The sequence below is a fragment of the Natronorubrum sulfidifaciens JCM 14089 genome, from assembly GCF_000337735.1.
Lineage (GTDB): Archaea > Halobacteriota > Halobacteria > Halobacteriales > Natrialbaceae > Natronorubrum > Natronorubrum sulfidifaciens.
The window spans coordinates 56702-65406 of the sequence record NZ_AOHX01000031.1 but is presented as its reverse complement, the minus strand read 5'-3'; the positions used below and the strand labels follow the sequence as shown (position 1 = coordinate 65406).

At 63.9% G+C, this 8705-nt stretch carries 8 protein-coding genes; 3 read left to right on the top strand and 5 right to left on the bottom strand.

The window, feature by feature from the left end; all coding sequences use genetic code 11:
- Nucleotides 1–383, top strand: a 383-nt coding sequence (locus tag C495_RS07590; RefSeq protein ID WP_161605559.1) for an L-threonylcarbamoyladenylate synthase, incomplete at its 5' end; no start/stop codon positions are given.
- Here the strand turns inward: C495_RS07590 and C495_RS07585 are convergent.
- On the bottom strand, nt 380–1060 hold the full coding sequence (locus C495_RS07585) for a CRISPR-associated protein Cas4 (protein ID WP_008161595.1): 681 nt from the start codon (nt 1058–1060) through the stop codon (nt 380–382). The two genes, C495_RS07590 and C495_RS07585, sit on opposite strands and share 4 nt — an antisense overlap.
- Nucleotides 1061–1129: 69 nt before the next feature.
- A complete protein-coding gene (locus C495_RS07580) occupies nt 1130–1726 on the bottom strand; it encodes a hypothetical protein (protein WP_008161591.1) in 597 nt (198 codons plus the stop codon).
- Between the two features lie 180 nt (nt 1727–1906).
- Between C495_RS07580 and C495_RS07575 the strand changes: the two genes are divergently transcribed.
- A complete protein-coding gene (locus C495_RS07575) occupies nt 1907–4105 on the top strand; it encodes a heterodisulfide reductase-related iron-sulfur binding cluster (RefSeq protein ID WP_049890204.1) in 2199 nt (732 codons plus the stop codon).
- A 170-nt stretch (nt 4106–4275) separates the two neighbouring features.
- Here the strand turns inward: C495_RS07575 and C495_RS07570 are convergent, their stop codons facing one another.
- Both C495_RS07570 and C495_RS07565 read right to left on the bottom strand, forming a co-directional pair.
- Nucleotides 4276–5010 (bottom strand): type 1 glutamine amidotransferase, encoded by a 735-nt coding sequence (locus C495_RS07570; RefSeq protein ID WP_008161588.1) that lies wholly within the window; start codon nt 5008–5010, stop codon nt 4276–4278.
- Nucleotides 5011–5128: 118 nt separating this feature from the next.
- The gene (locus C495_RS07565; protein ID WP_008161587.1) at nt 5129–6385 is read right to left on the bottom strand and encodes an AMP-binding protein; all 1257 of its coding nucleotides are present in this window, start codon (nt 6383–6385) and stop codon (nt 5129–5131) included.
- Between the two features lie 98 nt (nt 6386–6483).
- Here C495_RS07565 and C495_RS07560 point away from each other — a divergent pair, with 98 nt between their 5' ends.
- Nucleotides 6484–7641: an MFS transporter gene (locus tag C495_RS07560; protein ID WP_008161585.1), complete on the top strand. Its 1158-nt coding sequence runs from the start codon at nt 6484–6486 to the stop codon at nt 7639–7641.
- Between the two features lie 12 nt (nt 7642–7653).
- On the opposite strand, the gene C495_RS07555 is transcribed toward C495_RS07560, so the two are convergent.
- Complete coding sequence (locus tag C495_RS07555) at nt 7654–8427, bottom strand: alpha/beta fold hydrolase (protein WP_008161583.1); 774 nt, start codon at nt 8425–8427, stop codon at nt 7654–7656.
- Between the last annotated feature and the right edge of the window lie 278 nt (nt 8428–8705).

The window sequence follows — 8705 nt, the reverse complement described above, 5'->3', positions numbered from 1 at the left end:
CGCCATCAGAGATGTGTATAAGAGACAGGTTCCTCCCCGGACCTGTAACGGTGCTCTGTCGTCGTCGAGAGTCCATTCCAGATGAACTTACGGCCGGACGTGACCGGGTTGGCGTTCGGGTGCCCGACCACGACCTCGCGCTCGCACTCTGTGAACGCGCCGGCACCCCGATCACCGCGACAAGTGCGAACGTCAGCGGGCAGGGCAGCGTCCGAGAGCTTGCAGGCCTCGATCCGGCAATTCGCGAAGCCGCCAGCGTGGTTCTCGAGGCGGGTGAAACGCAGGGCTCTGAAAGCACCGTCGTCGATCTCTCGACGGAGACGATCCACCGCCGTGGAGCGATGGCCGACGAGATTGAGGCGTGGCTCGAGCGTCGGTGTTAGAACCCGAGCAACGACCGCAGCGTCCGCGTGCGGACTCCACACTCGCTGGCGAACTCACAGGCGTCACACTTCGAGCGGTTGCTGGTCCGCGCCGGCGGCCCGTCGAGTTCCCGAACCGTCCGCAGCGCCCGACGGTACCGGGCCTTCCGTCGTGTCGTCAGATCGACCGGTCGAATCACGCCGTAGGCAGGATACTCGAGCCAGACGCGGTCGACCGACTGCTGGTGTTCCCAGGCGATCGCTTTCGCGGCGGCGACGGCGTGGACCGATTGGGGCTCCCAAACACCCTGTTCGGGTGGCTTCCCGGCCGAAATCAGAACTGGCTCGAGCGGCTCTTCGAGGACTTTGTGGACGATACCACGACAGCGACGTCCAGTCGCGAGGACGTTCCGATCCCGAGGGGTACAGAGGCGCTCCCAGTGACCGCCGTCCGTGAGTCGCTCGCGAGTCGATTCGAGGCGCTCCCGGTACCGAACGGCACTGACGGCGATCGGTTCGGACTCGAGTGTCGCCACAGGGGCTGCGAGTAACGCCTCGTAGCGCGTCGCGAGATCGCGAATTGCCTCGACTTCCGGTGGTGGCTCGCGGTCGGTATCGCGTGTTCGCTGGTAGTAACACTTCCGCGCACAGTAGGCGGCCGTCCGCAGGTCGCTAAACGGGATGTGGGCTCGAGACACGGGCCGTCTGGCCGCCCGATGGGATAAAAAATCTCGTGTGGGTGCGGCTCGGTATGAGTGCGAACGGGTCTAGAAGTCGACTTCCGTCTCCATCCCTTCGGTCGCGTCCTCGAGGCCGTCCTCACGGACGTTGGTCGCCATTCGCTCGGAGAGGTCGGCGTCCGCGAGAATGCTATCGAACTCGTCACGGTAGCGGTCGTTTGCGGCTCGCGACTCGTCTTCGGCCGCGGCAACGCGGCGGTAGCGTCGGATTGTGGCTTCGCTAACGTCGTACTCGTCGGCGAGCGTGGTGTCGTCTTCCTCGCGGTCACGGATCGCTGCGAGATCGATCTCATCGGCGTCCGACTCGTCGACGAGGTGCAGCGACAGTCGCGCCTCGAACACGTCGTCGGCGCCGGCGTCGGCGTCGAGATCGTCGGCGATGTCTTCGTCGCGTGTGTCCTCGTAGAAGGCTTTCGCGATCGCGATCAACTCGTCGTCGGAGAACGGCGTCTCGAACCCGTAGCGGTCGCGCATCTGTGCAACGACGGTCTCGAGACGGTCCGCGGTCGTTCGCTCGTCCCGCTCGAGCGAGCCGCGGGTGTTCTCCTGTGATTCGGTGACCGTTTCCTCGCCGTCGGTGACGTCGGTGAAGAGGTCGCGGAGTTCCTCGGTTTTTTCGTTCATGGGTGGACACTCCCGATGGGCGGCTATTTAACTCTGTTGCCAGATAGCGTGGGGACCGAAAATAGCCATTGACAACAATTATGAACTCGAAATACAATGGAAATTTCCGCAAGAAGGCGTGGCGGTTAGCTACTCGGTGGTGTGACAAGAATTAAGTCACATCCCACCCCGTCATTGTACATGAACGTCATAGCACAGTCAGAGGTGGGGCGAGAGACCTACCTGGGGATCGGAAGCACCGGCTATGCGGTGTTCTATCTCCTCGTGGCGATTACCCTCGCCGTCTTTGCCTACGGTGTCTACCGACGGTTCAGTCGGTACGCCGACGGCGACGATGATCCGTTCGCTCGAGTCAACGACCTGCCGTCTCGCATCGTCAGCGCAGCCAAGATCGTCCTCTCGAACGAGAAGCAGTTCAATCGGGACCTCTACGGCGGCCTGATGCACTCGTTTATTCTGTGGGGCTTCCTGACGCTGCTGATCGCGACGACGATCATCGCCGTCGAGCAGTACGGCACCGAGTTGCTGTTCGGCATCGTCTTCTGGCAGGGTGATTTCTATCTCGCCTACCAGTTCATGGTCGACGCGATGGGGCTGTTGTTCGTCGTCGGCATCGGCATGGCGCTCTATCGGCGCTACTGGGTTCGCAACCACCGTCTCTGGGGCCGTCACACCTCCAGCGAGGACGACATCTTCATCTGGACGCTGTTCGGCCTCGGCGTCGGTGGCTTCCTCCTCGAGGGCCTTCGCATCTACATCACGGGGATGCCCGAGCACGAAGTGGTCAGCTTCGTCGGCTACGGGCTGGCACTGCTGTTTGGTGCGATTGGCCTGCCGACGACGGAAGCCGCACTGAGTGCGAACTACGTGGCAATGGAGAACCTCGCGTTCAACGCCGAGACGCTCCACTGGCTCTCCTGGTGGTCGCACTCGCTGCTCGCGCTCTTTTTCATCGCGTGGATTCCCTACGCCAAGCCGTTCCACATGCTCTCGTCGTTCGCAAACGTCGTCGTTCGCGACGAGAACGCCGGTGCTCGACTGCCGAACGTCCCCGCCGATCTGGACGCGACCAACGCCGAATCCATCGACGACTTCACCTGGAAGGAACTGCTCGATCAGGACGCCTGTACCAAGTGCGGCCGCTGTTCATCGGTCTGTCCGGCAAAGGCCTCCGACCGGCCGCTTGACCCACGGAACGTCATCCTCGACCTGAAACAGTACCGTGAGGACCTCGACGCCGGCGGCGAGGAACAGCCGATCATCGCCGACGGCGGCACGAGCGTCATCAACACGGAGACGATGGAGTCCTGTATGGCCTGCATGGCCTGCATGGACGCCTGTCCCGTCGAAATCGAGCACCTCCAGTCGTTCACCCGACTCAACCGGCAGGCGACCGATCAAGGTGACATCTCGAGTTCGATGCAGGACGTCTTCCAGAACGTCATGCAAAACGGTAACACGTTCGGCGACAGTCCCCGCAACCGTGGCGACTGGACCGACGACCTCGAGTTCGACGTGGCCGACGCCCGCGAAGAAGAGGTCGACTACCTCTGGTACGTCGGCGACTTCCCGAGCTACGACGAACGCAACAAGCAGGTCGCCCGCTCGCTGGCAACCATTCTCAAGGAAGCGGACGTCAGCTTCGGCATCCTCTTCGACGACGAGAAGTACGACGGCAACGACATCCGCCGCGTCGGCGAGGAGTTCCTCTACGTCGAACTCGCTGGCCACCACGTCGAGACGTGGGAGGACTGTGAGTTCGACACGATCGTCTGTACCGACCCCCACTCCTACAACACGTTCAAAAACGAGTATCCCGAGGTCGACTTCGAGGAGTTCGCCGACGACCCGATGATGCCCTTCGACTACGAGGAGTTCTGGAACGACGACGGCGAGATCGACGTCTACCACTGGACGCAAGCCGTCGAAGAACTCGTTTCTGAGGGCAACCTCGACCTCACCGGCACCGAACTCGACTACACGGTCACCTACCACGATCCGTGTCACCTCGGTCGGTACAACGACGAGTACGAGGCTCCGCGCGAACTCATCAAAGCCACGGGCTGTACGCTCGACGAGATGCCGCGTAACCGCGCCAACGCCTTCTGCTGTGGCGGCGGTGGCGGTGGCCTCTGGATGGACTTCGAAGAAGAGCCCAAACCGAGCGAGGAACGCATCCGCGAAGCGCTCGAGGACACTGACGCCGGCCCCGAGATCGACAAGTTCGTCGTCGCCTGTCCGATGTGCATGACGATGTACGAGGACGGCCGCAAGACCGGTGGCTACGAGGACGAGATCGAGATCGTCGATGTCGCCGAACTCATCGTCGAAGCGATCGGCAAGGCCGAGGAAGCGAACGTCGAAGTCGCAGCCAACTAACGCGGTCTGATACGGTTTTCACCGCTGCTGTCGCTCGTGTTGTCGACGCGTTTCGAATCCGACGAGCGCGGGCGCCTCGAGTGTGATGTCGAAGGCGAGAATTAATCGACTCCGCCTGCGGACAGCAGTCGCTGCAGGCTGGCGTTCTCAGAACGGCAGACAGACAGCCGTTAGTCGGATGATTGAACGGATGGTGACCGGGCGTCCGACTCGGCGGTCGCGTCAGTCGCTTTCACCTCGTGGACGAACTCGAGGAAGTTCTCGAAGACGAGTTTCGCCTCGCACGCCTGCTGGTAGTTGTTGCGGGTGATCTCCGCGAGGACGGAGTCGCGGCGCTCGTCGGAGAGTTCTTTGCGATGGACGAGTTCGCGGGCCGTCTTCGGGTCGTACTCGGGGTGGAACTGGACGCCGAAGACCCGATCCTTGCGGAAGCCGTGGTTCGAGTACGGGTTCGTCGCGAGCGGCGCTGCGCCGGGGGGAAGCTGTGAGACTTCGTCGGAGTGGCTCGTGAAGGCTGTGAACGACTCCTCGATGCCGTCGAACAGCCGTGACTCGCCGAAATGTTCAATCTCGCTGTAGCCAACCTCGTAGGCACCCATGTCCTCGACGGTGCCGCCGAGGACGTCTGCGAGCAGTTGGTGGCCCCAACAGACACCGAGGAAGGGAATATCGCGGTCGATTGCGTCCCCGACCCATTCCTTTGTGGCCTGAATCCAGTCTTCATCCCAGTACACCGAGGACCGAGACCCCGTGACGACGGCCCCGTCGTACTCGAAGCCGTGTGGCACCTCGCCCTCGGTCGCGTTGAACTCCGCGAGCGAGGCGTCGAGTTCGCGACGGAAATTTCGCGTCGTGTTCTGGTCCTGATGGGCCGCGTTCAGGACGGCAAGCCGGAGCTGACTCATTATACTGTATTGGCTACTCCGGATGAATAGGCTTTCCGCCCCGCGCAGCCGTCGCCTCGATCACGGACAGGTCGGTGAGCCGATCCTCGAGGCATCCGGTCTCGAGACGGCGGCCAACTCATTGCGGATAGTAGCGCCCGTCGCCGTCGCGTCGGAACCGCTCGCTGGTGTGAAACCAATCGTCGTCGAACCGCCTTCGGCTGTCGGTTTCCGTCTCATCCGGGCGCTGACTGGTCGTGGGCTCGTCCCACTCGTCGTCAGCAGTACCGGCAGTATTCACGCAGCCGTCGGCGACGACCGGCCCCGACAGCTCGAGTCGTCCTGTAGCGTCGCCCTCGAGGACGGTGCCGTTGTCGTCGACCAGCCGCGCGTGGCAATCGAGAACCGGGCGGCCGACATCGGTCGAGTCGGCGGCCGTCGGAAACGACTGACTGAGCGCGGTCGGACACTCGAGCCAGCCGCGGGCGCGGGCGAGCGAAATCGAGCAGTCGTGGTATCGGTCGCAAGCGTCGGCTGAAAGCGATCCCTCGACGACGACTCGCTCGAGCGAACCGGCGGCGTCATCAAACCCTGATTCGGCTGCGAGGTCAGTGAGCGCCGTCGTGCGGCCCGCGAGGAACGTCGCCCGCTCCGCCTCGATGGCAGTCAGCGTGTCACCGGGATCGAACGCCCGGTCGAGCAAGAGCGTGCCGCCGACGTACAACAGCGCCAGCGCGACGCGGATGAACCCGTCGGGGGCCGACAGCGGCCCCACGAGCGGGACGACGTCGTCGCCCGACAGCCCCCACGTGACGGCCGTCGAGATGCAGTTCCACTCGAGCGTTCGTGCCGAGTAGCCGACGACCGGGCGGCCGCCGTCGCCGTGGAGGAGCAACTGCGGAGTGTCGGATTCGGCCCGAGTGCTCCGGTCGTGGCCGTCACTGCCGCTCGAGTCAGGGTCGACGGTCTCGAGTTCCGAGAGCGTCACCGAACGGTCGAACGGAATCGACCGGACGAGGTCGCGCTGGGCCGCCTCGAAGACGACGAGATCAGGGTCGATACAGTCGAATGGACGCGTGACGGTCGCCGGCGTCAGCCAGTGGGAGATCGGCGCGAACGTCACGCCGAGGCGACGGCAGGCAACGAAGAGCGCGAGCGAAGCGACCCGGTTTCGCGTCACCAGACAGAGGGTGTCACCGGCCTCGAGGTCGAGCGCTGCGAGCTGGCGGCCGGCACGCGTCGCGAGCGTCGACAGTTCACCGTAGGAGACCCGATCCCCGTGAATCGTCTCCGCGGGTGCGTACAGCCGTTCCTCGGAGACGTCGACGACCGCCGTCCGCTCCGGAAACCGTTCAGCCCGACGAGCCAACGAGAGCGTCACGGGATCGACTCCCATCGCAGGCCACGTAGTTGCTCGGGAGTCATTCGCAAGTATCAGTTGTGGAACTGGTACGGTTTCGGAACGCTTGAGACCCTCAGTTGGGTAGAACAGGCGTGGCCCGCGCTCGACTCTTCGCCTCTCTGTGTGGACTCGTCTTCCTCCTCAACCTCGCCAGAATCATCTTCGCGCCGCTTCTGGACGTCTTCATCGCCGAGTTCGCGATCGGCGAGGGAACGGCTGGCCTCATCGTCACGCTGGCGTGGATCGGAAGCGCCTCGCTTCGACTGCCGACCGGCTGGCTGCTCACGAAAGTCCCGAGACAGCAAGTCGTACTCGGCTCCGGCGTGATTCTCGCAGTGTCGTCTGCGATCGCTGCGACGGCGACGACAGTGCCACATCTCATGGCCGGGGCCTTTCTGATGGGTATCGCCTCCGGGGTGTATTTCGTCTCTGCGAACCCGCTGTTGAGCGAGCTGTATCCCTCACGGGTCGGACGAGTGATGGGAATCCACGGCACTGCCAGCCAGCTCGCCGCGGTGATCGCCGCCCCGTTCGTCGTGCTCACGCTGCTTGTCGACTGGCGGCTCTCGCTGTGGGCGATCGCCGTTGGTGCAACGGTGGTGACGGCCTACACGTGGGTTGTTGCACGGCGAACCGAGATGCCGGCGGCGGGGGCGGAAGATCGTGATTTCGTCGCCGGGGCGCTGTCTGAGTGGCGACTCATCGTGACCGCGCTGGCACTCGTCGGTGCCGCATCGTTCGTCTGGCAAGGCGTGTTCAACTTCTACGAGCTCTATATGCAGACGAAAGGCCTCTCCGATCAGGCTGCGGGCATCATGTTGACGATCGTCTTCGCCGCCGGCGTCCCTGCGTTCTACTTCGGCGGCGATCTGGCGGACCGACTCCCACACGTCCCCTATCTGCTCGGCATCGTCGGCACGTTCTCCATGTGCGTGCTTGCGCTGACGATGATCGAGAACCTGCTTGCGCTGGTCGTGCTCACCGCCGTCCTCGGTTTCGTCATCCACACCCTGTTCCCCGCCACGGACACATATCTCCTCGATACGCTTCCGGATTCGACTCGAGGCAGCGCCTACGCCGTCTTTAGCTCGAGTTGGATGCTCATGCAAGCGCTCGGCTCGTGGGTCGTCGGACTGCTTATCGAACGCGGCTACACCTATGACGCGGTGTTCGGCGGTGCAGCCGTGTTCCTCGGCATCACGGTCATCATCCTCGTCGCCCTCGAGCGAACGAACCGGCTCCCGAGCTGAGCCCTCGAGCGACTACTCGTTGTCCGCGAGCCAGCCGACGAGTCGGTCGTTGACTGTCCGCGAGCGCTCGATAAAGCAGAGATGGCCCGCGCCCTCGAGTTCGGTGTACTCCCCGCGGGGCAAGCCACGCGCGAGCGCCCGTCCAGCCGAAGGGGCGACCAGTTCGTCTTCGCTGCCGTGAATGACCCGCGTCGGCTGCGTTACCTCGACCAGCCAGTCGCTGGCGTCGAAGCCCTCGAGTGCGGCGACCTGTGCCTCCCAGCCCGCGCGATCCGCGTCGCCGTCGGCGCGCCAGTCGACGATGCCATCGAGCACGTCGGGCTGGCTCGCGACGAAGTCGTCGGAGAACCCAGCCGCAAGCGACGCTCGCAGCGCCTCGCGGTCGTCCGGCGGCGCGAACAGCGCCTCGAGATCGTAGGTGTCGCCGCTTGCGGCGGTGCCAAAGAGCGTCAGCGTCTCGACGCGACTCGAGTCTCGAGCGGCACGAAGGGCGATCGCCCCGCCGAGGCCACAGCCCACGAGGTGGGCCTTTCGGATCTCGCAGTCGGCGAGGACTGCCTCGAGGTCGGCGACGAGCGTCTCGAGAGTGTAGGGACCGGGCGGAGCGTCCGACCGGCCAGTTCCGCGCAGGTCCCAGACGACGACCTCGTGGTGGCCAGCGAGGGCGGCGTGTTGCCAGCCCCACAGCCAGCCGCCGAGGCCGGCCTCGGGGACGAAGACGACGGGGTCGCCCTCGCCCGCACGGTCGTAGTACAGCGAGGTGTTTCCGTTCGTTGCGGTGGGCATGGGTGACTCGAGTGGCCGGAGCAGGGCGAGCGTTTCGGTTCGTGTACCGGTGGCTCGTGGACACACTGATAACGGGCCCTCCCGAGATTGATGTCAGAAACAACCAATGCAAACGGCTTCCACGATACGCATATCCCCCTGCCATGACTGACGTGACTGTTAGCGGATCCGAACTCACAATCGGGACAAATCACGTCGAGCTACCGAGAACGATCGAATCGGCGGTTGAAATCGACGAAATCGTAGCCGTGCTACTGGAGCCAGCCGCCGATACCACG